The organism is Peribacillus sp. B2I2, from assembly GCF_041261685.1.
GTDB lineage: Bacteria > Bacillota > Bacilli > Bacillales > DSM-1321 > Peribacillus.
Genome location: NZ_JBGCCB010000001.1, coordinates 194,650 through 220,221, shown reverse-complemented (window position 1 = coordinate 220,221; position 25,572 = coordinate 194,650). Strand labels below are relative to the sequence as shown.

Here is a 25,572-nt window from a genome sequence, read left to right as displayed (position 1 = left end):
AAGTAGCAGTCTGCCTTTTCCATTGTTTTGAAAACCAAAGGCCCTTATTCGAACCGCGAAGCTTTTTTTATCAGTATTAATACATAATAAAAACCGAAAGTTTCCACCTTCGGCTCTTATTGTAATCCTTATTATTTTATCTTCTTCACTTCCACATATAAAACATGGTGGCCGTCCATTTCCTTTACAGTAAATTCATATCCGGCGTAATCAATTTTATCCCCGACGGCAATCTCAAATCTGCCTGTCAGGAACCATCCTCCCAATGTATCGATATCTTCCTCTGGCAAATCGATCGCAAGGGTATCATTGACATCTTCAACCAATGTTTTTGCGTCGAATACATAATGTCCCTCATCAATTTTTTGAATAAGCGGACGTTCATCCTGATCAAACTCATCCCGGATTTCCCCGACGATTTCTTCAAGGATGTCTTCCACAGTAACAAGACCTGCAGTTCCGCCATATTCATCAGTCAAAACGGCCATATGGATCCGTTCTTTCTGCATTTTCAGCAGCAGATCATGAATGGCAATCGTTTCAAGAACGCGGATGACTGGTGTTACAAAGGAATCCACCGTCAAAGCTGTTACATTTTCTTCTGTAATCGTAGCTGTATAAAGTCGCTTGATATTGACCATTCCCACGACATTATCTTTATCACCTTCTATGACCGGGTACCTTGTGTATTGTTCTTCTTGAATCAGTTCAACAACTTCCAATAATGGCATGCCCTTTTCGATAACTGTCATTTCCGTACGCGGAACCATGATCTCATTGGCAATACGCTCATCAAATTCAAATATCTGGTTCACATATTTATATTCCGATTGGTTAATCTCACCGCTTTTATAGCTTTCCGATAAAATGATGCGCAGTTCTTCTTCAGAATGGGCCATTTCAGACTCAGAAGCAGGCTTTAATCCAAATATGCCTGTTAGGAGACGGGCAGAACCATTCAGTAACCAAATAAATGGGTACAAAATACGGTAAAAAAGAATTAACGGCTTTGCAAAAAGCAAGGTTACCTCTTCTGCCTTTTGAATCGCAACTGTTTTTGGTGCCAATTCCCCGACTACAACATGAAGGAATGTTACAGAACCGAATGCAATTACGAAAGAAATGATGTGACCTACAGATTCCTCTAATCCCCATTTATGGAACAATGGTTTTAAGATCGCTTCTACTGTCGGTTCACCCAACACCCCTAAACCTAAGGCGGTTACTGTAATTCCCAATTGACAGGCCGATAAGTACTCATCGATATGGGATGTCACTTTTTTGGCTGCCAGTGCATTTCTATGCCCTTCTTCAATCAACTGATTGATTCGGGAACTTCTGACTTTCACGATTGCAAATTCCGATGCAACGAAAAATGCGGTTAATGCTATTAATACAGCTACTGCTAATAATTTTATAAAAATCTCCAATATGTGCGGGTTCACCATGTATAGTGCCTATCCTTTTGATTAGACATACACGGTTTAATCCCAAGCACCTCCTGTATAAATGGTTATTTTCGTTTCACAAAGCGATTTCTGACATGAACCAAAACCATTTAGCCTATATCGTTAATATGCACCTTTGTGAATAAAACTATAGGGAATAAATTTCAATCATACCAGCAACACTAGTAATGATTGGATCAAGGCCATGCTTTCACGGGATATCTGTTTTTTTAGAAGGAGCTCATTTTTTTCATCCTTTTTGATCAAGCTGATGACTTCCTGAAGCTCCTCGTTCAGGCCATCCATTTTGTTCTTCAGTTGAAGACCCGTTTCCTCAATTGCTGATGAGGCTTCCATGTCCTGTTTAAATATTTCTTTTATGTCTTCCAATGAAAGGTTCTCTCTTTTATATCCCTCGATACGGCGGAGCCTTTCAAGTTCACCGACTGTATAATAACGGTAATTAGAGGCGGAACGTTCTGCTTTAAGCAGGCCTAAGTTCGTATAATAATCAACAGTCCGTTTCGTAACATTCGCCATTTCCGCCAACTCGCCAATTTTTAAAGTCTCGTTCCCAATATAACCCCTCCAAACCGTCACGTGATGGTTTAGGCAAACTAAAAGTATGCCTTTTCCGCCATGACGTTTTATTCTATTCCCTAATCGTACATCATTTTTATAGAAATGAAAAATATATATTATTGGATAAAAGGATATTCTCATCTTTACCCTTCATTGGAAAAACAAAAACCGATTAATTGAATAATCGGTTTAATTTATGATTTAATCATCATTCTATTTTTTTGTTTTAACTGAGAATTGATTGCTCAATATCTTAGGACCGCATTGGCATAGGGAAGAATGCTTCAGCTTTTTTATTGGTGTTCCGCATGTTTCACAGACTTTTGCTACCATATATACTGTCCACCTCACTTTAACTTCTTGTTATACATATTATATTACTTTGATATTATAATCAATACTAAATTAAAATAATTATTAATAAGAAGAGTCTTTGGATCTTCACTTGTTTTAATTAGCATCCCTCTTCACAACTAATTAAAATAAGGATAAACTGTAATAAAACATATCAGGAAGGTTGGTATTTGATGACGAGTGAAATTCGAACTATTCCCCGTCCCTTAGTACGTACGAATCAATGGATCATTTTGTTAAGCGTAGCCACTGCCTTATTAACGGGACAAATATGGATCTTAGCGATTCCTTTAGCAGCGGGACTTTTAGGTCTTTTCTTTAATTTCAATCCAGTCATGCGTCTCGCAAAGCTATTTCTGAAAAAGAAGCCCTCCGATTATATTCCTGAAGATCATTCACAGCAACAATTCAACCAGGCCATTGCAGTCGTTTGCTTAGGACTTGGATTGACTTCTTTTTTACTGGGTTGGAATGTTATCGGTTATATATTCACTTTGATGGTCGGAATGGCATCTCTCATAGCCATTCTAGGATTCTGCATCGGCTGTTTTATCCTTTATCAATGGAAGCAATATTCCTATCGCCGATCTCTTCGCTAAAAAGTGCACATAATGGGACTGACTAGCGTCAGTCCCATTTTATTATTCGGTTGCACGTAAGGAATTACTCTTTTTAACCCAAATAGTGGCCAATGCGATCAATAAAATTAAAACAGCTTGCGGCACCAGCGTTTCCAATGTTGGATAAAGACCTATCGTTTCTACAAACGGGAAGGTGCTGATCGTATTTGTCTGTATAACTTGCGAAACCTGAAGTGAATGGATAGAGACTCCAAGAATCTTGAAAGCCAAGGCATATATGAATATCGTTGCAACTTTAAAGAATAGGGTCATCGGTAGTTTCACACTGTAGCGCAGCATGATGAAACCAATTACCACTAAAATGAGGAAGGCAAGGAAAATTCCGCTCAACAGCTGCTTTAATTCCATATAAGGAGCCATTCCAGCATAAAAGATAATGGTCTCCGCACCTTCACGGAATATCGACAGAAAACTGATTAAAGCGAAAGAGATGATGCTTCCCGTCGCAATGGCTTGGTTCATTTGCTTGCCGATATACCGGTTCCATGCATGAACATTCGATTTACTATGAAGCCAAAGGCCAATTGTCAACATCATAGATACTGCTATTATTCCAGTGATTCCCTCAATATATTCCCGGCTTGACGCAGCCGTGATCTGGGAGAAAACGATATTGATTATGATTGCCAATATGCAACTGGCAACTAAACCCGCACCAACCCCTGTCCAAATCCATTTTTGTTTGTCCGCTTGCCCGATTTTCTTTAGGAAAGACAGCAATGTAGCTACAATCAAGAGTGCTTCCAACCCTTCCCGTAAAAGGATCAGAGCTGCATCCCATGTTGTATAACCCGTATCCTCAATTAAAGGGAGTAACCTTGTGTTTAAATCGGATACGATTCCCTTTGCTTCATTCGCCTTTACCTTTTTCGATTGCAATAGGCTGATTGCGGTCGGGACTTTCGTTTCCATATCGCTGTAAAGCTTGCTGTCCCTTGTGGAAACCTCCCCTTCTACATTAGGCCAAATTGTTAAGATTTCATTTAGCTTATCAACGGCAGAATCGATTTCATCCTTTTCAATATCCGTTGCACTTCCTTGTAAAAGTTCTGTTACATCCCCAAGTGAATATGTGTTCTTCTGGCTTCCTACTTCAACTTTACCAGCAAGGAAATCCTCGATTAGACCCTTCAATTCAGTTAGATTTCTTTGGGCTTTTTCCGGATCAGGTGGGTCTTGGGTAATCGCTATCCGCACAAAGGCCATTTTCGTTTCAAACTCACCATATGTAGCAACACTTTTCTCCCTGACAATGACCTCTGCATCGGTCCATTGATTCAGGAGATTGGTATATTGAACTTTAGCTTGATCAAAGTCACCTTCAGTTATCAAAGCTTCCAACTTATCTATTAAAGGAAGTATTGCTTCTAACCGTTCTTTATAGTCCGTATTATCAACAGGGTTTTCGTTTGTATCATAAATAACAAGAGTACTTGATAATGCCGATAATCGCTTTTTGATTTCATCTGTGGAGGCTTGGTCGCTCACAGCACTTTTTACAGCGGATAGCTTCTCGTCGACTTTCCTCGCACTCTCGCTGTCCGTTTTTATCGTTTTCCAATCTTGCTCGAATAGATCAATATTTTTCGATACTTCCTCAAGGTCGCCTGATTTTACCTTCATTAAACTATCGCCGATATAAACAAAAAGCTGATCATGGTTTTCACCCGCCGCAACCATCCTTATATCAGTTGAAAGAAATAAAAGGCTGACGACTAAAACCAATATCCCACTCTTCCATCTAGAAACGGTCATACTGGTACCTCCTTATTCATGAACTAAAATCGCCAACCGGATAATATCCATGCTGGCGATTTTCATGTCCTCATTTGTAATTCAATTTAGCCAAAAAGGGAATCGCCAATATAGCCACTCTTTTTCACGCCTGGTAAACAAGCGAACATGGCACTGCCCCTGTGAACGATATATTCGTTGAGCTTATCATTTTTCGCCAGTCGCTCCTGTATGGGAATGAATTGTTTACTTGGGTTTCGCTGATAACAAATGAATAGCAGGCCGGCATTGAAGCTTCCTGTTTTGGGATCCATTCCATCTGCATATGAATAGGGACGCCGCAGTATCTTTGCTTTTCCGTCCCCCCTGGATAGACTCATATGCGAATCTTCTGGAATGATCCGATTTCCATTTGGGTCTTTAGCTTTCAGATCAACGCTATCAAACTCATTCTTCATTCCTAGTGGAGCTCCACTGTCTCGGTGGCGGCCAAACGTATTTTCTTGTTCTTTCAATATTGTGCGGTCCCAAACTTCAATGTACATCTGGATTCGGCGCACCACCATGTAACTGCCTCCAACAAGCCAGTCAGGTCCGTCCTCAGCCTTCACCCAGACATGCTCATTCATTTCACTGTCATTATTCGTATCCGGATTGACAGTCCCATCCTTAAACCCGAATAAGTTCCGCGGTGTCGTTTTTTGTGTATCGGCTTGCTTAGTACGTTGAAACCCTGTCTGTGCCCAATGAATGATCGTTTTGCCTCTTCCGATTCTCACTAAGTTCCGAACGGCATGAAAAGCCACTTGAAGATCATCTGCACATGCTTGAATACAAATGTCCCCGCCGCTCCATTCATCTTCTAACGCATCTAAAGGGAATTTGGGCAGGTCCTTTAATTCAGCAGGTCTTTTCGATTTCAAGCCAAATCGATCTTTGCCATCCTTCGAAAATAGGGTCGGACCCACTCCAAAAGTGATCGTTAAATTGGAAGGTGATAATTCTTTCGCTTCCCCCGTATCTTTTGGGGGCATATTCGTATTAAGAGATGCTTCACCAATCAAATTTCCCGCTGTCATCTGAGCCGCAGCCTCTGTCCAATCTTTAAACAACTGGATTAAGTCGGACCTTTTTTCTGTGGTTACTTCCAATGATGCGAAATAAAGGTTATCTTGCGCTTCAGTGGTGATACCAGCTTGATGCGCTCCATAAAAAGGAACAATATCCTTAGTTTGTCCCTTTGCCTCTTGTTCAGTAAGAGAAAGCAGCCCTCCAAATCCAGATGCTCCTATCACGACTCCGATTCCACCGACCCCTGCCGTTTTTAACACATTTCGACGACTCACCTTTTTTGTAAAAAGCCCGGTTGCATCTTTCGGCGTATTTTCTTTCAATTATGATTCCTCCGTTACAATCCCTATTTGCGAAAGTGGTTCAGCTAATGCATCAATTGCTTGGCTTAACTCTTTGACTTCAGATTCTTTTAAATCCGTATATGAGATGTAGCCATTCCCATCTTTATGCTTTTCAAGCAAACCGTATACATCGTCAAAACGTTGTTGGATTTCCGCAGCAAGCTTCGCATCCTTTTCTTTTAATGCTGGAGTAAGCAGTTCATAGATCTTCTCTGCACCTTCCACATTTGCCACGAAATCATACAGGTCGGTATGGGAGTATCGGTCTTCTTCTCCTGTCACTTTGCTCGTGGAAACTTCATTCAATAAATCCACCGCACCCGTGATCAACAAATCGGGTGTTACCTCAACCGTCTCAACTTTGGCACGAAGCAAATTGACATCACTCATTAATTGATCTGCATACTTTTCGTATCCCTTCGTTGTATTTTCTTGCCATAACCCCATTTCAATCCGATGGTAACCGCCCCATTCTGCATCTTTGACATCCCCTTTACGCGCATCGATTTTGGGATCAAGATCGCCAAAAACTTCAGCGATGGGTTCCGCTCTCTCATAATGCATCCGTGCTGGTGCGTATAATTCCTTCGCTTTTTCAATATCACCGGCAGATACGGCCGTAGTGAATTCTTCCGTTGCGTTTACGAACTCTTCTATTTCACCAATGGCATATTCCCGGTACTCGCTAGATACACCATCAAGCTTACTCGCACTTACTTCTTTGGCCTTATCATCTGCCGGTTTAGTTTCTTCCTTTTCCTGCGCACAGCCAAATAATAGACTGGTTGATAGTAAGACTGCTAATGACGCCTTTGCTTTCTTCATATTGTATTCTCCCTTTGAAATGATTTTGTAGATTCATATTAGCAGATAATGAAATTCATTATCAATATATATTTTAATGGAAACATGACATCGTTCATTCTCTTTTAAATAAATTTCACTCTACTCCTTTTATTATTGATAAGAATCTGCCAGCTGGAAATAAAAAAGGCAGCCTACATATCAGCTACCTTTCACGCTCACTCATTAACTTGTCATTTTCTTTGTCCATGATTTTTGTGATATCCTCCACAAATTGATTGATCAATATTAGCTCTTGCTCATTATAAGCGGAGCATAACTCCTTGGTGGCCATAGAGAGCGATTGATAGTGCGATTTAATCTGTTCCTGCCTTTCGGGTATCGGTGCAATCATTACCCGTCTTCCGTCCAATTGATCTCGTTCTCTTTTAACATAACCGGATTTCTCAAGGCGATTGATCAGTGCTGTAACCGATCCCGTGCTCAATCCTGTAATTTTGGATAATTCACCAGCGGTAATCGGTCCTGTTTCATTCAATATTTCAGCACTCTTTAAGTCCGTATGGGACACCCCTATTTTATGGGCCATATTTTGTTGAAATAAAACGGATCTCATTCCATACCGCTGCAATCTGTGTGTTAAACTCTCTAACAGTGCTGCATTCACCCTATTAACGCTTGACATAAAATGCCACCCCTTTTACACTTAAATTTATCTTGATTTTCAAGATAAATGTTTTGTTTCATCTTAACGTTTACCCTTCAACCATGTAAAGGGAATTCATGAGCTGGTTGATACTAAGGAGGAAAATAAATGAACGTTCAAAAAAAACAAAAATTCATTGTTGCCGGTTTACTATTGGGTATCTTGATGTCAGCAATGGATAATACGATTGTTGCGACTGCAATGGGAACGATCGTTTCTGATTTAGGTGGATTCGATAAGTTTGTATGGGTGACATCTGCCTATATGGTCGCCACGATGGCAAGTATGCCGATATTCGGAAAGCTTTCCGACATGTATGGAAGAAAGAGGTTTTTTATTTTTGGACTTATAGTCTTTTTAATCGGTTCCGCTTTATGTGGCATGGCTCAGAGCATCGTGCAGTTAAGTATCTTCCGTGCAATCCAAGGGATAGGCGGAGGCGCTTTGATGCCTATAGCCTTTACGATCATTTTTGATATTTTCCCACCTGAAAAACGCGGAAAATTAACTGGCCTATTCGGCGCTGTATTTGGGGCATCAAGCGTATTGGGACCACTTTTAGGTGCATATATTACTGAATACTCCAGCTGGCACTGGATTTTCTACGTCAATGTTCCGATTGGGATCATTTCTTTATTTTTCATCTGGAATTATTACAAGGAGTCACCCAACACCCAAGAGCAAAAAATTGATTGGGGTGGCGCAGCAACTCTCGTCATTGCGGTTATCAGCTTAATGTTCGCTCTCGAACTGGGCGGGGAGTATGGCTGGAGTTCCTCTCCTATCATAGGTCTGTTTGCCAGTTTTGTGGTTTTCTTCGTTTCATTTTTCTTTTTCGAAAAAAGAGCTAAAGATCCAATCATTTCATTATGGCTATTTAAAAGGCGATTATTTGCCACTTCTCAGATTTTAGCCATTCTTTATGGCGGTACATTCATTATTTTAACCGTCTATATTCCGATTTTCGTGCAGGCAGTTTACGGTGGTTCCGCAACAAATGCCGGATTGATCCTAACTCCCATGATGCTTGGTTCTGTATTCGGCAGTGCAGTTGGCGGGATATTCAATACAAAGACAAGCTTTCGCAACTTAATGACGATTTCCGTCATCTGTTATTTTGCAGGTATGCTTTTATTAGGGACCATCACCCCTGATACCAGCAGGACTTTATTAACTTTGTACATGATTTTGACTGGATTTGGCATGGGCTTTTCCTTCTCCCTTTTGCCTATTGCGTCCATTCACAACTTGGAACCTAGATTCCGGGGGTCGGCCAACTCAACAAACTCATTCCTCCGTTCTTTTGGGATGACACTCGGTGTAACGATTTATGGAGCGATTCAGAACAATGTATTCACAAGTAAAATGACGGATGCGTTTAAAGGAATGCAAAGGGGTCCGGATACAGCCGGGTTGATGGAGGACCAACGACAGCTCTTCCAATCGGACGCACGTGCCGAGATTCCGGACCTTATCTTGGATAAAATCGTTCATGCGATGTCCGATTCGATATCATTGATATTCACCTTGGCTCTCATTCCGATCGGTCTTGCAGCAATCACTGTGTTCTTTATGGGAAAAACAAGAGTGGAAACACCTTCGAAAGAGGAATCATTACAATAAATAAAAGCGCTGGAATTCCAGCGCTTTTTGTTTTTCTATATAGGAGGTAAAGTTTGCCGAAAAATCATTCCACTACTAAAATATAAGTAACACATTCACATACCGAGGTGAGAAGTTTGAAGATCGTATGTTTTGGAGACAGTTTAACCAGAGGCATTTCTTATGTTAAGGGCCGCCTTCGCATTATTAAAGAAAATTATCCGAACTCTTTAGCTAAGCTAACAGAATCTTTGCCATTCGTGGAAGTATTGAATAAAGGGGTTTTCAATGACAATTCCGACCTGTTGGTTAGCCGGATCGAGAAAGACGTCATGTCGGAAAATCCCGATATCGTATTAATAGAGGTCGGTGGAAACGACTGTAACTTCCATTGGGACGAAGTAGCCAAGAATCCAGAAGGTGACCATGAGCCTATCGTTCCAATCGAACGCTATCTGGAAAATATCACACAACTTGTCAAGCAGGTTCAGGACAAGCATGTAACACCTTTCCTTTTAACTCTCCCACCGCTGGATCCTGCCAGGTATTACAGAGCTATCGCTGATAAGTTCGGTCATTCGATCGGGCATTTCGTTTCACATGTCGGCGGTATTGAACATTGGCATGGGATGTATAATCGCCAATTGAAAAACCTTGCAAAGGAACTAAAGGTGCCTTTGATCGATGTCCGTTCCTATATTAAATCCTCCGGCGACTTGGATCGCTTGATTAGCGATGATGGCATCCACCTCACTTCCGAAGGGTACCAGCAAATGAGCATGGCCATATTCAGTGATTTACAGAAGCATATGGCAGAGGAAATACTTCCTCAGCCTTAAAACAGTAAAAAGGCAAAGCATGGCGCTTTGCCTTTTTGGGTTTTACAGACTTTTCACTTCCACGTTTTCCGGGAGCTTGAAAGGGTTCTCGGTATTGATCCGGTCATAAAACATCATCCCGTTTAAATGATCTAACTCATGTTGAAACACGATTGCAGCAAAGCCCTTCAGCCGCATCTCTATTTCCTCACCATTACCATCCACCGCTTTAATTTTAACTCGTTCATAACGCGGTACATATCCTTTAATATCACGGTCGACAGAAAGGCAGCCTTCACTTTGAGGTAAATAGATCATTGTCGCAGAATGACTGATAATTTTCGGATTCACAAGGGCATATTCAAACAGCTTCCCCTTTTCGTCTGGAAAATACATGACGAACATGCGTTTATTCAAGCCTATCTGATTGGCAGACAACCCAACGCCTTCACGCAAATTGTACTTCTTTTGGAGTTTTGGGTCCTGGCTATTTTTCAGGTATTGCATCATGCATTCCAACGTTTCACGATCTTCATCCGAAATCGGCAGGCTGACTTCATCCGTTACCTGACGCAGAATTAGATCTCCTTCTCTAACGATATCCTTCATCGTAATCATATAGTCTTTTATAAATTTACTCATAGAACTTCACACACTCTTCTACCATTTTATTTTTTCATGACTTAGACCATTTCACTTTAGCATTTCGCATTTAAAAAGTCTAATATGCAGGTTAGATAAACATCGGACTTTATCCTTTGAATTTTCATAATAAATGGTATTTTTAGATTTTAACATTATTTACCTAAATTTTAAGGTATAAAGACCTATAGATTACACGTTTAAAAATTTTATACTGGATATATACTCTTAAAGGAGATGAAATATTGAACTCTAACTCTAAATTAGTTTCGAAGTTACTGCCGTTCTTGACGGCTTTCATTGTGATAATTGCTGGAATCAGTTGGTATGTTGTTACTCAGTCAAAGGATATGGTCATTCCTTTTTCTTCCGTAGAAAAGACGATTAAAGCTCAAAATGGAGCCCTTGTCACCATTGAAGAAAAAAAGAATGGCACTCTTCACATCTCCACACCAGATGGAGAATACGTTTCTAATATCCCTCCCAACAGTCAAATGATCAATAAACTTGTCGAAACTTATAACGTTCAATATTCTTTTTCATCAACTAATAAATCAGCATTATGGATTTTAGGCGGATTAATGGCAGCTCTCGTCGCAACCGCTGTAATTATACAGAAAAGATCAAAAGGTGGATTACGGGTCGGCAGCAAGAAACAAAGCCTTTCCAGCCCTAAGCCTCTACCAGAGATAACCATGGATGATGTAGGCGGTTTGCAAACCGAAATCAAACAGGAAATCCTACAGACACTCACTACACTAAAGGAACCTGAACGTTCAGCTAAAATTGGAATTAAGCCGCCTCAAGGCATTTTATTATACGGCCCCCCAGGAACGGGGAAAACGTTGCTTGCACAGGCAATTGCAAAAGAGCTTGGTGCAAATTTCTTCTCGACGAGCGGTTCAGCCTTCAACGAAATGTTTGTTGGAGTCGGTGCAGCCCGTGTCCGCAGCCTTTTCCAAAATGCACGTAAGCAATCGCCTGCTGTCATATTCATCGATGAAGTGGACGCGTTGGCTGGTAAAAGGAAAGCTCATGGCGGCGAAGAAGGCGAAAAAACGTTAACTGAACTGCTTGTGCAATTGGATGGAGGCCATCCAAACGAAGGCATTTTATTCATTGCAGCGACCAACCGGAAAGATATGCTCGATGAGGCATTTCTACGTCCGGGCAGGATAGATTTCTCTTTCCAAGTTCCACTTCCAGATACCCAAGGAAGAAAGGAAATCATCAATATCCATACGAAGGGAAAGCGTCTAGCAACAGATGTACTTTCATCATTGGATGAATTGGCTGAAAGTACTTCCGGCTTCTCCGGTGCTGACTTAAGTTCTCTATTCGATACAGCCTCACGTCATGCCCTGAGGAATGAACAGGAAATGATTCGTAAACAGGATATTGACTATGCCATTGACCGTACGATTCTTGGAGCCACATCACGTACCTTGAATGATGTGGATACGAAGCGGCGTGTGGCCATCCATGAAAGTGGACATGCCCTGATTGCAGCTCTGACAAAGCCAGGTTCCGTTCGAAAGGCGACCATCATTCCTCGTGGGGAAGCCCTTGGATATGTAGCGCCTATACCAAAAGAACTCCATCTGGCAACCGCCAGTGAATTGCTTGATCAAGTCAAAATGATCTTAGCAGGTGGTGTGGCTGAAAGAATGTATTTAGGGGAACACAGCATCGGTGTAGGCGGAGATGTCCAACAGGCGAAACATCTACTTGAACAAATGGTCGATACCGGAATGCTTCAAGACGGATTTACCCTCACCTTTAATAAAGGCGAGAGAGAGCAAAGGATGCAGGAATTATTCACCAAAGCGATTCAGGAAACGGAAACGTTGATTGATTCGAATCGCCAACAGTATGAAGAGCTCGTTGAAGAGTTATTGAAAAAAGAGACACTCGAGGGATCAGAAGTTCAGCGTATCGTTGATGCTTCAGAAATAACCACCATATGCTCGAATGCATAACGTGTTTAAAAGACTAATATTATGTTTAGAGCCTGTTCGAATCGAACAGGCTCTTTTTTATATATGGTAGTGAGTCGCAAGCCAATCTTTAATTTATATTATGTAGGCAGTCCCTTTCCTGCTAGAAAAATGAAAGGGAGGTCACTGGCAAAATCACCGTTATCCGCTTCTCATCTGTTTTACATCAAGGGATTTAGCCATATGCTGTTTCGGTATCTTGGCCTTAAAATCATCCTTTTTCAAACGCATCGCAAATAATAGGGCTATGACGAGCAAAGCTACAGAACCGAGGAGAGCAAATTGATAGGAAATTAAATTAACATGCTGCTCCCCATTCGGTCCTATCGAGCTAGTACCCACTGCCCCCAGAATGCTGGCTAGGATGGCTACACCAATGGCAGAGCCAATCCGGTTTTGGACATTGAACAATGTAGCCGCCATTCCCATCGAAGCCGAGTTGATATTGGTGAAAGTGGAAAACTGTACGGCCACAACAGTATGTCCCAAACATATACCGACGCTAAATAATAAGGCACGAAGAAACCAGGGGTTGGCTGTCGGCCCGACAATGCTAATCAATGTATAAATGATGATTGTGCCAAGCAGCCCTATCCGGATCACCTGATGTATGCCCAGTTTCTTCGTAGTCCAAGGCATCATCCGGGAGGCCACCATCAAACCTATAGCTTCCGGGAAAGTCGTCAGCCCGCTTTCTAAAGCCGAAGCATGAAGCGAACTTTGATACATTAACGGGAACACGAAGAGCATCCCCAATAAGCCCGCCATTGAAAATAATGAAATGATGCCCAATGTCCGAAACAATCGATCGGATAATAAACGCAAATCAAGCATCGGTTCGTTAACACGCAGCTCCAATAGAATAAATGAGCAAACAAGAATTACACCGATACAACCTGTATACATAATCACTGGGGAGTCCCATCCTTTAGATGGTCCTAAGCTCATTGCATACATCAACATGGAAAAGCCTGCAGCTGACATTAAAAATCCTGGAAGGTCCAACCTGCCAGCAGTTGGCTCTTTATGTTCTTTTAAAAGCCATACACCTAATAACAGGACCATAATTCCGAAAGGCACATTTATATAAAATGCCCAACGCCAAGACAGCTGCTCAGCAAGGAATCCACCAACAATCGGACCAACAGCTGGTGCGAATGCAATGGGGAGCACAAGGGAACGGGAAACCTTTGGGCGTTCTTCAGCAGAGAACGTTCTAAATAATATGGCCATTCCAACTGGTGTCAGGATCCCGCCTCCTGCCCCCTGCAAAACCCTGAACAAGTTCAAGGTTTGTAGATTATTAGCGAATCCGCATAAAAAGGAGGCTGCCGTAAAGACACCCAATGCCATCAAGAAGATTTTCTTGGTTCCAAAACGATCCCCAAGCCAACCAGCTACCGGAAGGAATACAGCCAGGCTTACTAAATATCCAACATTAATGCCACTGGCTGAAGAGGGATCAAGGTTAAATTCATTACTGATCGTTGGCAGGATCACATTGACAATCGTCCCGTCCATCGAAACCATGAACATCGCTATGACATAAACGATGCTCACTACTATTTTAGGGTCTAACTGTATCTTGGATTTCACTGTGTTCCATCACTGCTGGCAACTAGTTTTAAACTATTGGGCAGCAAATCCATCCATTTTTTGTTGATGCATTTCCAGCAATCCTCTCGATATATCACGGACCAGCCTTCTGGAATAACCAAAAAGGCGGGCCAAATGGAATGCCGACCTTCTTCATTTATAAATTCATTGTAGATGCCATTTTCATTCACGAAACGGTTGGTCATCAGTTATTGTCCTCCTTCATAATTTTTTCAAATTCTTGATAGTGAATGTTTGTTAGCAATCTCCTAGCCAATTTCAGCACGCTGCATTTACAACTAATAATGATAATCGTTATCAACTGTAATCTACAGGTAATGATATATATTTATAACTTAATGGTCAAGTGCCTTCCATGGATTTACTGAGAAGGACCTATTCCTTACAAGGTACATTTCTCTTCAAAGCAAAACGTAAGGCCCTGTTAATCAAAGGTGGCAAGACTGAAAGATGCCCTTCCCCTTCAAACTCCTTGAATTGAACATTCACTCCGCTATCCTTCAAAGATAATCTTTTTGATAATTCCAAAGCATTTTCGTTCATGCCGCTTTTATGGGTGCCTTCCAGCTCCCCCACGCCAAGCATTAAGGAAATATGACCATTTCCTTGATTCAATCGGAAAAGAAAACTATCCTCCTCCTCACGGAACCACTTTTTGTTCCAATGGAGAGATGGGCTCCCAGCTATATATGTTTGGAAAGCATACGGATTTTCAAAAAGAACATATAAAGTGAAAAGGCCGCCAAGGGAATGCCCGAAGAGCGTTTGGCTATTGTGATCGACCTTAAATCTTTTACCGATTTCCGGTTTTAAATCCTCTTCTATGAATTTCAGAAAGTTTTCCGCTCCTCCATGCGAAGGCCATGGACTTCCGTCTGGTCTTACAGGTAACTCGCTAACCGCAACGGGCAGAGTGAAATCATAATAACGTTCAGAAGAAAATGGTGCATTGGTGGCATACCCAATACCCACAATGATGGCGGGAACCACCCCTGACTTTTCCGGCCGGCGAGATTGCAATCGTACCGCCTCAACCATCGTTCCAAATACAGAATTGGCATCCAGCAAATAAATGACTGGATATCCCGAGGGTGGCGGCTCTTCCAATGGCTTTGATACAAAGATTTGGTACTCACGTTTCCCAGTACTCGACTCCATGAGAAACTGTTGGGTTCCTGTTTTCACATGAAATCATAACAATGAAGGAAGGAGAAATCGTTAAAATGGAACCCCGGGCGAAATCATTACACCAGCCGTTTTAGAAGAAGTCTTTCGTATTAATGCAAGGGTCATGATAGATCCTGCCAATGGGGCTCCCGTTTGTTTTGGTTATGACAATTTATCACAGCAAGAAGTCTATAAAGAAGCCGTTTCATCCATTTAAAAGTTGTGACTCTAAAAGTGGGTATATTTCATCAAATGATATTCCCGAATCAACTGACCCAAACCAACACCTCCAATTTCTCAGGTATGGTTTCCATCTGAATTTTATAACATAGTTGATTGGAGAGAAAGGTGCGAGACTCCTGCGGGGAAAGCGCGTCTAGGGGAGACCCCGCAAGCGCAAGCCGAGGAGGCTCCACGACCGCCCGCGGAAAGCGAGTTTCTTGAGCGGAGATCAACATCCAAATTGTACAAGCCATAAAAAAAACCGCAGGCAAACTCGCTTTTCTTTGAGTTTGTCTACAGTCTAAAGTCTAAAGGGATGTCGAAAAGTCGACACCCTTTTTTTTACAAATTTATAGTTTTTCCAACTGGATTATACCTGCTGTATTTTGTTTCTGGATCCCTGCCTTTTGTAATTTCACTGCCGTTCCCTCAGGTAAGTTAGTGAATATAACAGGAGTGACCGTAGATGGAGCATTCCGCTTTATGAAATCTAAATCAATTTCCAAAAGAGGTGTTCCTTTTGTTATCCTTTGACCTTCTTGCACAAGAGATGTAAACCCTTCTCCATTTAATTTAACTGTATCTAAGCCAACATGGATCAGAATTTCCAGACCATTATCCATTTTCAATCCCAGTGCATGATTTGTCGGGAAGATACTTAGCACTTCCCCATCGATTGGGGATACTAGTTTTCCATTGACTGGCTCGATAGCAAAGCCATCCCCCATCATTTTCATCGCAAACACTTGATCGGGAACTTGTTCTATCGGTATCACGGTTCCTTCAATCGGAAGGACAAAGTCATTTGCACCCAAAGCTTGGTTCTCTTCCACTCTTTCCTCTGCCACTTGTGCAGATGGTCCTGTTTTCACTTGGCTTGGGTCGACGCCATTCTTGACAAGTTGTTTCATTGCATTTGCAACGAATTCAACATTCGTTCCAACAATGACTTGCACACTTGATTTATTCAACTTCATGACACCACGCGCACCATGCCTTTTTAAGGCGGCTTCATTCACATTACCTGAATCGGCAACTTGTAAACGTAAGCGTGTTGCACAGTTATCAATTAGCTTTATATTCTCTTTACCGCCAAGATCTTGAATGAAAAGCGATCCCATATCGGTATATTTATCCCCTGTTTTCACAATAGTTTCTTCTTCCACTTCTTCTTCATCGTCTTCACGGCCAGGTGTTTTTAAATCCATGATCTTGATGACAAAATAGAAAATCACGAAGTAAACTGCCGCGTAAACCAATCCAATTGGTATTAACCAAAGTGGTTTTTGCGCAATACCAAAGTTCAAGAAATAATCAATGGCTCCTGCGGAGAATCCAAAACCATGATGGATATCCAATATAACGGCGAGTGCCAGAGAGACACCTGTTAAAAGGGCATGTATTACATATAATACTGGTGCGATGAACATGAACAGAAATTCAATCGGTTCAGTGATTCCTGTAAGGAAAGAAGTGAAAGCTAACCCAACAAGCATCCCCGTCACCAATTTACGTTTCTCTTTCTTAGCAGCTGCGATCATCGCTAATGCTGCTGCCGGAAGACCGAACATCATGATCGGGAAAAAGCCGGTCATGAAGGGACCAGCTGTCGGGTCCCCTGCGAAGAAACGATTTATATCACCTGTCGCTCCATTGTATTCACCAAAAACGAACCAAACCATACTATTCAAGACATGATGCAATCCTACTGGAAGCAATAAGCGATTCAATACGCCGAATACGCCGGCACCCAATGCCCCTGCACCTGTAATCCAGTCTCCAACACTATTGATTACGTCTTGAATCGGCGGCCAAACAAAACCGAATATTCCCGCAAGTATAATCATCGCAAGCGAAGTGATTATCGGGACGAATCGTTTCCCTGAAAAGAATCCAAGCCATTCTGGGAGTCTTATGTCGGAGTATCTATTATATAGAAGAGCGGCAACTATACCTGATATAATACCGCCTAAAACAGCCATGTTAATATCTTCATTAATAGCTTTTGTACCATTCGTTAATACAAAGTAACCAACAAGACCTGCCAATGCCGCAGCACCGCTTCCATCTTTGGATAATCCAATCGCTATACCTAAAGCGAACAATATGGCAAGGTTATCAAAAATAGCTTGTCCCGAGGCAGCCATAAATGGAATATCAAGTAAATCAGGTTGCCCTAAACGAAGCAATAAAGCCGCTGCTGGTAAAACAGCAATCGGTAACATTAAAGCCTTCCCAATCTTTTGTAAAAAATTTAACATCGAACTCATCTCCCTTGTTCCTAACTTCTTTTAATTCAGCAGAACGAAAAGACGTATAAAGCGTTTTCATTTTATCAATATAATAACTTTTCTTTGGCTTATACTAGCACAGAAAATATATAGATGTCTATACCAATTTACTTGAAAACATACTATTTTCTTCGAAAATAAAGCAAAAATATCTTTTTTATTCATGATACACCCTAACTGGTCTAGACAACCTTTAATAAAAACGATAAAATGAGGGCAAAATATATGAGACCATTTCATGACTCATTCATTAAGTTTTACTTTCATAAAGGAGATTATGTATGAAAACATTCATTATTAATAATCTAACAGTTCATAGCGAAAAGGAAACATACCAAAATGGGTATATTAAAGTCGTGGATGGAAAAATTGCCGAAGTTGGTCCAGTCAGCCAATACAAACAGGCCGATGATGCCAAGGTAATTACTCTTTCACCGGATTATCAGGTAATTCCCGGTGCGATTGACATTCATATTCACGGAGCATCCAATTCCGATGCAATGGATGCCACACATGAAGCATTATCCACAATGGCAGAGACTCTTCCTAAAGAAGGAACCACCAGCTTTCTGGCCACTACAATGACTCAATCTACCCAAGCCATTGAATCAGCACTTCTTAATGCTGGTAAATATATCGAAAATCAAACACAAGAACACGCTGAAATAGTTGGGATCCATTTAGAAGGTCCTTTCATTTCACCGGTCCGTAAAGGAGCACAGCCTGAAGAGCATATCGTTGACCCTGATGTCACTCTATTTAAAAGGTGGCAGGAAATGGCCGAAAATCAAATCAAGCTTGTAACGCTTGCTCCTGAACAACCAAACGGATTAGATCTTGCCGCTCACTTAAGGGAAACTGGCGTCGTCGCTTCCATTGGACATTCAGATGCAACATATGACCAAATTGATGAAGCAATCCAAGCAGGGACTACCCACGTTACACATCTTTATAATGGGATGCGGGGACTCCATCACCGCGAACCTGGTGTTTTGGGAGCTGCTTATCTTCGAGACGAGCTATATGTTGAACTTATTGCTGACGGCATTCACTGCAGGCCGGAAATGGTGAAACTGGCATATAACCAAATTACCAGTGAACGCATGATTTTGATAACGGACTCGCTTCGTGCAAAATGGCTCGAAAAAGGTACCTATGATTTAGGTGGCCAGCCTGTGTATGTTAACGAAACGAAAGCAACGCTTTCAAACGGTACACTAGCCGGCAGTATATTGAAAATGAACGATGCCATTAAAAACACCTTAAAATATACCGATTGTTCCATGAGAGACATTATAAAAATGACGGCAGAAAACCCTGCCAAGCAGCTTCGGATTTTTGACAGAAAAGGAAGCATCCAAGTCGGCAAAGACGCCGATTTTGTAATATTGAATGACCGATTGGACGTTGAAATGACGTTCTGTAGAGGTAATTTAGCTTTTAAAAAGGAGAATGTATAATGAATATCATTAAAGTGCAGGACTATGAAGAAATGAGCCGGACAGCAGCTGAAATAGTAATCGGAAAAGTCAAAGGAAATCCGGATATCAAATTGGGCCTTGCAACAGGCGGTACCCCTAAAGGGATGTACGATAATATGATTGAAGATCACGTGAGCAATAATACTTCTTATGAAAATGTAACGTCTTTCAATCTTGATGAGTATATCGGCTTAAGTCCAAATGATCCAAACAGTTATCATTACTATATGGATGACTCCTTATTCACTCACATCAATATAAATAAAGAGGGCACTCACCTTCCGAATGGCACAGCCGATGACACCTCTGGAGAATGTAAACGGTATGACGAAATGATTGATTCCGTGGGAGGGATCGACCTTCAGATACTTGGTATTGGGCAAAATGGCCATATTGGGTTTAATGAACCTGGAACTTCTTTCACATCCGGTACACATGTCGTGACACTTGAAGATTCAACGCGCCAGGCAAATGCACGTTATTTCGACTCCCTAGACGAAGTTCCCACACATGCCGTTACGATGGGCATTTCAACAATCATGAAGAGTAAAGAAATTCTGCTGCTGATATCCGGTGAAGAAAAAGCCGAAACCTTAAAGAAATTGATACACGGTGACATTTCAGAGGAATTCCCTGCATCTATCCTAAAAAAACATAATAGTGTTACAATTATCGCAGACCAAAAAGCGTTATCCGGAGTGATACTTCCCTAAAAGGAGCGAAAGTCGATGATTGATAAAAACTCACCTCTTCCGATTTATTTTCAAATCGAAGAACAAATAAAAAGACAAATAGAAAACGGTGAGTTCCAAGCGCACAATGCCCTTCCATCTGAACGTGAATATGCGGAGCAGTTCGAAATTAGCCGAATGACCGTCCGGCAAGCCATAAATAACTTAGTTAATGACGGATACTTATACCGTCAAAAAGGCAGGGGTACCTTTGTTGCCGATAAAAAATTGGAGCAGCAGCTCAATGGGTTGACCAGTTTTACAGAGGATATGAAAGCCAGGGGATTAAATCCAAGCAGTAAGCTGCTGAGTTTTGAAATCATTCCGGCTGATAAGAAAATTGCCAGTGAATTGCTCATTTCCCTTCATGCACCCGTTTATGAAATAAAACGCATTCGGTTGGCTGATGATGTTCCAATGGCACTTGAGACCGTGTACATGTCTGCTAATTTAATTAAAGGGTTAACGGAAGAAATCATTAACCATTCCCTTTACCAATATGTGGAGAATTACGTAAAACTTAAAATAGATTATGCTACACAAACATTGGAATCATCGATTGCATCTGAATTAGAAGTCACCCATTTAGCGATTCCAAAGCACTCACCCATATTATTCATTCAAAGGAATACGTTCCTAATAGATGGAACTCCCCTTGAATATGTTAAATCGGCTTATCGTGCGGACAGATATAAGTTCACTATCACCATAACCAGATAACTTGAATTTTTCGGATATAAAACAAGGGCAAATTTCATCACTAAAGTCTTTAATGCCAAAGGTAAATCGGAGGTTGCACATATATGAACTCATACTTTGAAGAAGTGCAGGCGTTACTCACAATTGTGGGAGAAGAGGAAAAGCATTCAATTAAGAAATCCGTGGAACATATCTCAAAAGCAGTGATGTCGGATGGAGTCATCCATTTATTCGGAAGCGGACACTCTCATATTTTGACGGAAGAGGTATTCTACCGGGCAGGTGGGTTAGCCGCGATTCGTCCTATTTTCGTTGAAGATTTGATGCTTTTTAAGGGTGCATCAAGGTCCTCCCAACTTGAACGGCAAAATGACCTAGCAGAGAAATTCATGCATGATCAGGATATCCGTCCTGGTGATATCTGTATCGTCATTTCATCATCTGGCGTGAATCCCGTTCCCATTGATGTCGCGACACTCGCAAAAGAAAAAGGGGCCTTTGTCATTGGACTAACATCACCGGAATATGCAAAAAGTTGTCTTTCACGGCATAAACAGAAGCATTATCTTCACGATGTCGTTGATTTGGTCATAGATAATCATATTTCCAAAGGTGACACATTACTGAAATCAAATAATATATCTTTTGGTTCTGGATCGACCGTGATCGGGGCCGTTCTCCTCAATATGATTTTTACGCAAGTCATCCAAACGATTATTGAATCGGGGGAAACCCCTCCCGTATTCCTAAGCAGTAATATCGAAGGGGCCGATGAACACAATCAAAAGATCATCGCGAAATATAAAACAAGAATCCCCCAATTGTGAATCGGTTTAGCCAAAAAGGAATACATAAGCTTTTATGTTCCTCATAAAGCAGTCACGATGAAATATTAAAGAAGGCATCCATGCGGATGCCTTCTTTAGTTTAAGGGTACTTCCCTTTATTCCTTATTTTTTAAAAACGGCCACCAATTCGCATTTCCAAACGTCGCAACCATCACTGGAATAAACAATGGCAATATGACAAACGCATATAAAGCAAGCCCCACCAATATTAAAGTGGCAATCTCCAATAGCGATAATACGCCTGCTGGCATCATGGCAGCAAAAGTTCCGCCAAGAATTACGGCTGCCGAGATGATCACCGTTCCCATTTTCCTCATGGATAGTAACATCGCTTCCTTGACCGGCTTATCTTTCCATTCGTTAAAGCGATCCATCAAGAAAATGCTATAGTCAATGCCAAGAGCAATCAAGATGACGAATGCAAAGAAAGGAACGGCCCAGCCGATGCCTGCATAACCGAGAATATTAACAAAAATCAACTCTGTAATGGCTGCCGCTGTATAATAGGTCAAAACGAGCGAAACAATCAAATAGATCGGCATGACCAGGGATCGGAGCATGAAAAAGAGAATGATTGCAATACCCGACAGCATCAAAACGACCGTCCGGGAAAAATCCTCCTCAGACATCGTTCCCAAGTCATGATGCGTACTTGTGATACCGCCTATCGCCACTTGCGCATTTTCTAGCTTTGTATCTTTCGTTACTCTTTCAACGGTTGCTTCAATCGAATCGATTTGCTCGATTGCTTCATTGGAATATGGATTCGCCTTGAATACCACATCCATGGTCATGATCTTACCATCTTCAGATAAATACGCGTTCAATGCTTCCTTGAATTCTTCGCTTTCCACTACTTCTTTTGGAATGTACATACCTGTTACCGTTTTATCCGTTTTTGCCAGCCCTGATAAATAACCCTGTGCAGATGATAGTCCATCATGGACTTCATTCAGTCCATCCGCACTTTCATTCAATCCATCTGTCAAATCAGTAAGTTGCCCGCCGAGGCTTGAAAAACCATTTAGGAGTTCTTGCTGCCCATTACTTAGGCTGGTAAGTCCTCCTTTAAATCCTGACAGATTATTTATGACTTCACCCTGACCATTGGCCATGGTGCTTAGGCCTCTTTGTAAAGTGTCAACACCTGAAATCAATTGGTTCAGGCCCTCCCCAAGAGAGGTTTGACCCTTTACGATATTTGCCATACTTTGGTTCGCTGTATTCAAACCGCCGGACACTGTACCAAGACTCCTATTGAGTTCGGAAAGGCCTGCTGCCATGGGCTCCAAGCCACCCTGTGCCCCTTGTACGGTTTGCTTGATCGTTTGATAGGACTGATCAGCCTGTAATTCTGGATGAGTGGCTTCCATTTGCTCAAAGGAAGTATTTAAACCAGCAAGGCTTTGTGATACGCCCGTAAGGTTAGTTTGAATCTCTTTGTAGCCCCCTGTGAGCTCACTTAACCCATTAGCTGATTGTTTATAGCCTTCGAGGAGCTGTCCGCTTCCGGTGGCGAGCTTCTCCAGATTTGCCTTGACCTCATTCAGTCCGTTTTTTATGTCCCCAGTCCCTGAAGACCCATCGCGTATGCCTGCTTCAATGCTTGTTAACGCCTTCTCGACCTGACCTACGCCACTTTTTAATTCATTGGTCCCGGATATGAGACCCCCTATACCGTCCGTCGCTTGCTTCAAGCGCGGCCCTGAATCGGAAAGCTCACTGCCTGCCGTTTTTAACCCCTCACTTATTTGTTTAATGCCTTCATTTCCTTCCCCGATACCCTTTTCCAAAGTTTCGGCTTGATTCGCGACAAATAAGTCCTTAATCGGTTCACCTGCCGGGCGGGTCATGGAACGAACTACATCGACTTCATCCACCTTGACGACTTCCTGGCTGATTTTTTCAGCAAGTGCGACGTAATCTTCCGAATCCATACGTTCGTCATTTTTGATGACAATCTGTGTTGGCATCGATTGTCCGGGACCGAATTCATCGGAAATGATATTAAATGCCATGATGGAAGGAACATCATCACCCGCTTCTTCAAGGGAGTTATAAGAAATTTCCCCATCATACATAACCAAAAAAGGAACACAGACGATTGCAACGATCATTAGCGCCAACAATGGGCGGTTCAAGGAGAAGTTACCGAGCATTCCCCATAGTTTACTTTCACTATGCGCAAGCTTCCCTTTTGCCGGCCAGAATAGCTTTTTGCCAAGAACCGCCATGAAAAATGGAACGATCGTATAAAGGGCGATCATTAAAATGAAAACCCCTATGGCAACGGCCGCCGCAGATTGATAGAGCTTAAAAGTAGAAAAACCTATTGCCGCAAAGCCAATCATTACGGTCAGCCCACTGAAGAATACAGTCTTACCGGCAGTTCGGTATGTTTCCATGATCGCTTCAGGTAAGTACTCCTGTGACGATAGCTCCTCCTTGAAGCGACTAAGCAGCAGTATGCAATAATCAGTCCCGATTCCAAATAAAATACCAACCAGGAATATTTGGGTGTAAGACGAAATCGGAAAGTCCCATTTATCCACCAGGAATGAGACGATGGATTGTGAACATAAATATGTGAAGCCGACTGTTACCAACGGAATGATCGGTGTCACCACTGAACGGAAGACTATCAGCAATACCGCCAGAATGAAGACAACCGTGATGCCTTCAGTTTTCTTAAGCCCCTCTTGGGAATTGGCATTAAGATCTTCATCGATCATCCAGCTGCTTGTGTAATAATGCTCGACATCCACTTCCTTCAACTCTTTATAAAGGGAATCGATCACATCCTTAGCTTCTCGGTCACCCTTGACCATCGTGATGGATGTCAAAACCGTGGTTTCATTCTCCGAGACCAACTGACCTTTTAGCGAGGGCTCATTAAAATGGGTCATGACCTCTTTGATGCCAAGCTCCGCTTTATTCTTTTCAAGCTTTTGGATCGCTATTTCAATCTCTTTCAATTCCGAGGAAGACAACTTCTTATCACCATGAAATACGAGAGCCACTTGTGACTCATCCTTATCCTGGATCTCTTTCATTAGCTCATTGGCCATCCCAGAGGAATACTCTGCCGGTACATCCAGCTGTCCCTTATTCCGGACAAGGTCCGCCATATTCGGTGCCGCAAACAATAAACCTGCCGTAATTGCAACCCAAGCGATAATGACCAGCCATCTTCCCTTTATGATTCCCCTCATTTATATTTCCTCCCATTCCTCATTCTTCATTTGAATGAAAATTTGTGCCAGCTTCTCATATGTATCAAGGAATCTAACGATCTCTTCATAATCGAATTTCGTCATGATGCTCTCTACCAATTTATGAATCTTATTTTCCGTTTCCTGTAACAATGCTTTCCCCTCTTTGGAAAGCTTCAAGTGAAAGACCCTCCGGTCAACCAGGTCCTGTTCCCGTTCTATCAATCCTTTGCCTTCCAGCCTGTTGATATTGGAAGTGACGGCACTCTTATTAATATAAAAGGCATCACTGATTTCCGTCGAAGTACATAACCGTTGTTGTTCAATGAACCGTAAAGTATAGTATTGTTCGTTTGTCAGCACATCACAAATCTGATCTTTTATTAAAAGTTCCCCCATCTTATTTACATAGAAGGAGACTTTCATATATCGATCAATCAATTCGGAAACTTTTTCATTAGTCATCGTTACACCTCACAAAAGTAGTTCAGTCACTTAACTATATGTAGCTTACTATTGTTTTATTTATTTCGTCAATCCCATGAAAGTTTATTATTTCCA

At 41.7% G+C, this 25,572-nt stretch carries 21 protein-coding genes and 1 pseudogene; 9 read left to right on the top strand and 13 right to left on the bottom strand.

What is annotated here, in order from left to right; all coding sequences use genetic code 11:
- Positions 1-131 precede the first annotated feature (131 nt).
- Together ABIE66_RS01230 and ABIE66_RS01225 are read right to left on the bottom strand one after the other, a co-directional pair.
- Positions 132-1,430, bottom strand: a complete 1,299-nt coding sequence (locus ABIE66_RS01230) for a hemolysin family protein (RefSeq protein WP_370013632.1) — start codon at positions 1,428-1,430, stop codon at positions 132-134.
- Between the two features lie 186 nt (positions 1,431-1,616).
- Positions 1,617-2,048 (bottom strand): MerR family transcriptional regulator, encoded by a 432-nt coding sequence (locus ABIE66_RS01225; RefSeq protein WP_289323397.1) that lies wholly within the window; start codon positions 2,046-2,048, stop codon positions 1,617-1,619.
- 509 nt (positions 2,049-2,557) lie between these two features.
- Here ABIE66_RS01225 and ABIE66_RS01220 point away from each other — a divergent pair.
- Positions 2,558-2,983 (top strand): DUF4395 domain-containing protein, encoded by a 426-nt coding sequence (locus ABIE66_RS01220; protein WP_370013631.1) that lies wholly within the window; start codon positions 2,558-2,560, stop codon positions 2,981-2,983.
- Positions 2,984-3,025: 42 nt separating this feature from the next.
- Here ABIE66_RS01220 and ABIE66_RS01215 read toward each other — a convergent pair whose 3' ends face one another.
- From ABIE66_RS01215 to ABIE66_RS01200, 4 genes are all read right to left on the bottom strand, one after another.
- Complete coding sequence (locus ABIE66_RS01215; protein ID WP_370013630.1) at positions 3,026-4,780, bottom strand: FTR1 family iron permease; 1,755 nt, start codon at positions 4,778-4,780, stop codon at positions 3,026-3,028.
- Between the two features lie 86 nt (positions 4,781-4,866).
- On the bottom strand, positions 4,867-6,153 hold the full coding sequence (gene efeB / locus ABIE66_RS01210) for an iron uptake transporter deferrochelatase/peroxidase subunit (RefSeq protein ID WP_370013629.1): 1,287 nt from the start codon (positions 6,151-6,153) through the stop codon (positions 4,867-4,869).
- The gene (gene efeO, locus ABIE66_RS01205) at positions 6,154-6,999 is read right to left on the bottom strand and encodes an iron uptake system protein EfeO (protein ID WP_370013628.1); all 846 of its coding nucleotides are present in this window, start codon (positions 6,997-6,999) and stop codon (positions 6,154-6,156) included.
- 184 nt (positions 7,000-7,183) lie between these two features.
- Positions 7,184-7,663: a MarR family winged helix-turn-helix transcriptional regulator gene (locus ABIE66_RS01200; RefSeq protein WP_289323392.1), complete on the bottom strand. Its 480-nt coding sequence runs from the start codon at positions 7,661-7,663 to the stop codon at positions 7,184-7,186.
- Between the two features lie 129 nt (positions 7,664-7,792).
- On the opposite strand from ABIE66_RS01200, the gene ABIE66_RS01195 reads away from it, so the two are divergent.
- Both ABIE66_RS01195 and ABIE66_RS01190 read left to right on the top strand, forming a co-directional pair.
- Positions 7,793-9,307: an MDR family MFS transporter gene (locus ABIE66_RS01195; protein WP_370013627.1), complete on the top strand. Its 1,515-nt coding sequence runs from the start codon at positions 7,793-7,795 to the stop codon at positions 9,305-9,307.
- Between the two features lie 116 nt (positions 9,308-9,423).
- Positions 9,424-10,125 carry an SGNH/GDSL hydrolase family protein gene (locus ABIE66_RS01190; RefSeq protein ID WP_370013626.1) on the top strand — a complete coding sequence of 234 codons (702 nt, stop codon included), beginning with the start codon at positions 9,424-9,426 and terminating at the stop codon, positions 10,123-10,125.
- A 42-nt stretch (positions 10,126-10,167) separates the two neighbouring features.
- Here the strand turns inward: ABIE66_RS01190 and def are convergent, their stop codons facing one another.
- Entirely contained in the window at positions 10,168-10,746 is a 579-nt protein-coding gene (def, locus tag ABIE66_RS01185) for a peptide deformylase (RefSeq protein WP_370013625.1), read from the bottom strand.
- A 245-nt stretch (positions 10,747-10,991) separates the two neighbouring features.
- On the opposite strand from def, the gene ABIE66_RS01180 reads away from it, so the two are divergent.
- Positions 10,992-12,725 (top strand): AAA family ATPase, encoded by a 1,734-nt coding sequence (locus ABIE66_RS01180; RefSeq protein ID WP_370013624.1) that lies wholly within the window; start codon positions 10,992-10,994, stop codon positions 12,723-12,725.
- A gap of 159 nt (positions 12,726-12,884) precedes the next feature.
- Here ABIE66_RS01180 and ABIE66_RS01175 read toward each other — a convergent pair whose 3' ends face one another.
- From ABIE66_RS01175 to ABIE66_RS01165, 3 genes are all read right to left on the bottom strand, one after another.
- The gene (locus ABIE66_RS01175; protein ID WP_370013623.1) at positions 12,885-14,339 is read right to left on the bottom strand and encodes an MDR family MFS transporter; all 1,455 of its coding nucleotides are present in this window, start codon (positions 14,337-14,339) and stop codon (positions 12,885-12,887) included.
- Positions 14,336-14,545, bottom strand: a complete 210-nt coding sequence (locus ABIE66_RS01170) for an MbtH family NRPS accessory protein (protein ID WP_370013622.1) — start codon at positions 14,543-14,545, stop codon at positions 14,336-14,338. The genes ABIE66_RS01175 and ABIE66_RS01170 overlap by 4 nt, the downstream gene beginning before the upstream one ends.
- 190 nt (positions 14,546-14,735) lie before the next feature.
- Entirely contained in the window at positions 14,736-15,545 is an 810-nt protein-coding gene (locus tag ABIE66_RS01165; protein ID WP_370013621.1) for an alpha/beta hydrolase, read from the bottom strand.
- Between ABIE66_RS01165 and ABIE66_RS01160 the strand changes: the two are divergent.
- A pseudogene (locus ABIE66_RS01160) lies at positions 15,539-15,744 on the top strand (ABC transporter ATP-binding protein); the annotation flags it as partial. The gene ABIE66_RS01165 and the pseudogene ABIE66_RS01160 sit on opposite strands and share 7 nt — an antisense overlap.
- 355 nt (positions 15,745-16,099) lie before the next feature.
- Here the strand turns inward: ABIE66_RS01160 and nagE are convergent.
- Complete coding sequence (gene nagE, locus ABIE66_RS01155) at positions 16,100-18,010, bottom strand: N-acetylglucosamine-specific PTS transporter subunit IIBC (RefSeq protein ID WP_370013620.1); 1,911 nt, start codon at positions 18,008-18,010, stop codon at positions 16,100-16,102.
- A 311-nt stretch (positions 18,011-18,321) separates the two neighbouring features.
- Between nagE and nagA the strand changes: the two genes are divergently transcribed.
- The 4 genes from nagA to ABIE66_RS01135 all read left to right on the top strand — a co-directional run bounded on the left by nagA (position 18,322) and on the right by ABIE66_RS01135 (position 21,778).
- A complete protein-coding gene (nagA, locus tag ABIE66_RS01150) occupies positions 18,322-19,500 on the top strand; it encodes an N-acetylglucosamine-6-phosphate deacetylase (RefSeq protein ID WP_370013619.1) in 1,179 nt (392 codons plus the stop codon).
- Positions 19,500-20,234: a glucosamine-6-phosphate deaminase gene (gene nagB / locus ABIE66_RS01145; protein ID WP_370013618.1), complete on the top strand. Its 735-nt coding sequence runs from the start codon at positions 19,500-19,502 to the stop codon at positions 20,232-20,234. The genes nagA and nagB overlap by 1 nt, the downstream gene beginning before the upstream one ends.
- A gap of 15 nt (positions 20,235-20,249) precedes the next feature.
- On the top strand, positions 20,250-20,972 hold the full coding sequence (locus ABIE66_RS01140; protein WP_289323384.1) for a GntR family transcriptional regulator: 723 nt from the start codon (positions 20,250-20,252) through the stop codon (positions 20,970-20,972).
- Positions 20,973-21,055: 83 nt separating this feature from the next.
- Positions 21,056-21,778: an SIS domain-containing protein gene (locus ABIE66_RS01135; protein ID WP_370013617.1), complete on the top strand. Its 723-nt coding sequence runs from the start codon at positions 21,056-21,058 to the stop codon at positions 21,776-21,778.
- Between the two features lie 116 nt (positions 21,779-21,894).
- Here ABIE66_RS01135 and ABIE66_RS01130 read toward each other — a convergent pair whose 3' ends face one another.
- Together ABIE66_RS01130 and ABIE66_RS01125 are read right to left on the bottom strand one after the other, a co-directional pair.
- Positions 21,895-25,011, bottom strand: coding sequence for an MMPL family transporter (locus ABIE66_RS01130; RefSeq protein ID WP_370013616.1), 3,117 nt, complete (start codon positions 25,009-25,011; stop codon positions 21,895-21,897).
- Positions 25,012-25,476: a MarR family winged helix-turn-helix transcriptional regulator gene (locus ABIE66_RS01125; protein WP_289318710.1), complete on the bottom strand. Its 465-nt coding sequence runs from the start codon at positions 25,474-25,476 to the stop codon at positions 25,012-25,014.
- Positions 25,477-25,572 lie beyond the last annotated feature (96 nt).

Excerpts from the sequence above, each read along its gene's own strand:
- ABIE66_RS01220 (WP_370013631.1), top strand. The coding sequence starts at position 2,558 with ATGACGAGTGAAATTCGAACTATTCCCCGTCCCTTAGTACGTACGAAT.
- ABIE66_RS01215 (WP_370013630.1), bottom strand. The coding sequence starts at position 4,780 with ATGACCGTTTCTAGATGGAAGAGTGGGATATTGGTTTTAGTCGTCAGC.
- efeO (WP_370013628.1), bottom strand. The coding sequence starts at position 6,999 with ATGAAGAAAGCAAAGGCGTCATTAGCAGTCTTACTATCAACCAGTCTA.
- ABIE66_RS01200 (WP_289323392.1), bottom strand. The coding sequence starts at position 7,663 with ATGTCAAGCGTTAATAGGGTGAATGCAGCACTGTTAGAGAGTTTAACA.
- ABIE66_RS01195 (WP_370013627.1), top strand. The coding sequence starts at position 7,793 with ATGAACGTTCAAAAAAAACAAAAATTCATTGTTGCCGGTTTACTATTG.
- def (WP_370013625.1), bottom strand. The coding sequence starts at position 10,746 with ATGAGTAAATTTATAAAAGACTATATGATTACGATGAAGGATATCGTT.
- ABIE66_RS01170 (WP_370013622.1), bottom strand. The coding sequence starts at position 14,545 with ATGACCAACCGTTTCGTGAATGAAAATGGCATCTACAATGAATTTATA.
- nagE (WP_370013620.1), bottom strand. The coding sequence starts at position 18,010 with ATGTTAAATTTTTTACAAAAGATTGGGAAGGCTTTAATGTTACCGATT.
- nagA (WP_370013619.1), top strand. The coding sequence starts at position 18,322 with ATGAAAACATTCATTATTAATAATCTAACAGTTCATAGCGAAAAGGAA.
- nagB (WP_370013618.1), top strand. The coding sequence starts at position 19,500 with ATGAATATCATTAAAGTGCAGGACTATGAAGAAATGAGCCGGACAGCA.
- ABIE66_RS01140 (WP_289323384.1), top strand. The coding sequence starts at position 20,250 with ATGATTGATAAAAACTCACCTCTTCCGATTTATTTTCAAATCGAAGAA.
- ABIE66_RS01135 (WP_370013617.1), top strand. The coding sequence starts at position 21,056 with ATGAACTCATACTTTGAAGAAGTGCAGGCGTTACTCACAATTGTGGGA.
- ABIE66_RS01130 (WP_370013616.1), bottom strand. The coding sequence starts at position 25,011 with ATGAGGGGAATCATAAAGGGAAGATGGCTGGTCATTATCGCTTGGGTT.
- ABIE66_RS01125 (WP_289318710.1), bottom strand. The coding sequence starts at position 25,476 with ATGACTAATGAAAAAGTTTCCGAATTGATTGATCGATATATGAAAGTC.